Source organism: Azospirillum sp. B4, from assembly GCF_000333275.1.
In the GTDB taxonomy this organism is placed as follows: Bacteria; Pseudomonadota; Alphaproteobacteria; order Azospirillales; family Azospirillaceae; genus Nitrospirillum.
Window position 1 is genome coordinate 1 of the sequence record NZ_BACU01000552.1, and the last position, 1599, is coordinate 1599.

Annotated in this window: 2 protein-coding genes; both read left to right on the forward strand. The window is 69.1% G+C overall.

Annotated elements, in window-relative coordinates; translation table 11 throughout:
- Nucleotides 1-84: 84 nt before the first annotated feature.
- Nucleotides 85-1065 carry a LysR family transcriptional regulator gene (locus I55_RS24880; RefSeq protein ID WP_044563415.1) on the forward strand — a complete coding sequence of 327 codons (981 nt, stop codon included), beginning with the start codon at nucleotides 85-87 and terminating at the stop codon, nucleotides 1063-1065.
- A 177-nt stretch (nucleotides 1066-1242) separates the two neighbouring features.
- Nucleotides 1243-1599, forward strand: a 357-nt coding sequence (locus tag I55_RS24885) for an ACP S-malonyltransferase (RefSeq protein ID WP_044563416.1), incomplete at its 3' end; no start/stop codon positions are given.

Genomic DNA, 1599 nt, shown 5'->3' on the forward strand with positions numbered 1-1599 from the left:
CCTGGAACGAGGGTATTTATGAAAGTCAGTACGCCGGGAAGGGAGCTGATTGACAATCGATCAAATCAGCAGCCAACTGTGAGCATGGATCACAGCTCACACCCCCTGCCGCCGCTGGACACACTGCGCGCCTTCGAGGCGGCGGCGCGGACGGGCAGCTTCTCCGCCGCGGCGGCGGCCTTGAACGTCACCCATGGCGCCGTCAGCCGCCAGATCGCCAAGCTGGAGCAGTGGCTGGGCCTGCGGCTGTTCCACCGCCAGGCGCGCGGCGTGGTGGTGACGCCGGACGGCCAGCGCCTGTTCCAGCGCACCAGTGAGGCCTTCGCCCTCATCGCCGACACCTCCAACCGCTGGACGGAACCCCGGGGGACGGCGGTGGTACGGTTGACCTCGCTGCCCTCCATCTGCGGGCTGTGGCTGATGCCCCGGCTCGCGGGATTGGAGGGTAGGGAGGGGGACGCGGGCGGGGCACTCCGAATCTTGCTGTCGGTGGATCATCGCGCGCTGGACCTGGCGGATGAGGGCATGGACCTGGCCATCCGCTGCGGCTGGGGCGCCCTGCCGGGCCGCGTGTCACTGAAGCTGTTCGAGGAATGGTGCTATCCCCTGGCCTCGCCCATCCTGGCGGACCAGGTGGGGCAGGGGGATCCGGCGCGCCTGCTGGCCTTCCCCCTGATCCACGACTCCGACGCGTCGGGCTGGCGCACCTGGTTCGCCGCCCAGGGCCTGGACTACCGTCCCCGGCCGCAGGATCGGCGGTTCGAGGATTACAACCTGGTCCTCGACGCCTGCGTCTGCGGGCTGGGTATCGCGCTGGCCCGGCCCCCCCTGGTGCGGTCCAAGCTGCGCAGCGGGCGGGTGGTGCCCGTGGACGACCGCACGGTGCTGAACCCCACCAGCTATTGGCTGGACCGTCCGCCGGGACGCATGCGGACTGCGGCGCTGGAACTGGCGCGCCGCATCGCGGCGGAGGCGGAGGTGTCGCCCGAGGCGCTGGCGACCTTCCTCAACGCCGAAACGCCGGAGGGCCACGGCCGCCCCTTCATTCCCTGGACGGCCGCCTGAAACCCAGGCGCAGCCCACGTCAACCGGACACCGCCCTTTGTGATGATGATTGACAGATTGATTGCAGGCGGTATGCATGGCGCGAATTGCGGTGCTGGCGTCGGGGCGTGACAGTCTTGGTCATGGCCGGCCGTGTGTTGGCCACCGCCTCTGACAGAGCTTCCAGGGTATTCGCATATGATTCGCGCTTTCGTGTTTCCCGGCCAGGGCAGCCAGGCTGTGGGTATGGGTCGTGACTTGGCCGACGCCTTCGCCACCGCCCGCGACGTCTTCGGCGAGGTCGATGAGGCGCTGAAGCAGAAGCTGTCCACCTTGATGTTCGAGGGACCGCTGGAAGAGCTGACCCTGACCGAAAACGCGCAGCCGGCGCTGATGGCCGTGTCCGTGGCCGTGGCCCGGGTGCTGGAGAAGGACGGCGGGTTGGACCTGGCCAAGGCAGCGCGCTTCGTCGCCGGCCACTCCCTGGGTGAATACTCCGCCCTGTGCGCCGCCGGGGCCCTGACCCTGGCCGACGCCGCGCGCCTGCTGAAGCTG

Excerpts from the sequence above, each read along its gene's own strand:
- I55_RS24880 (WP_044563415.1), top strand. The coding sequence starts at position 85 with ATGGATCACAGCTCACACCCCCTGCCGCCGCTGGACACACTGCGCGCC.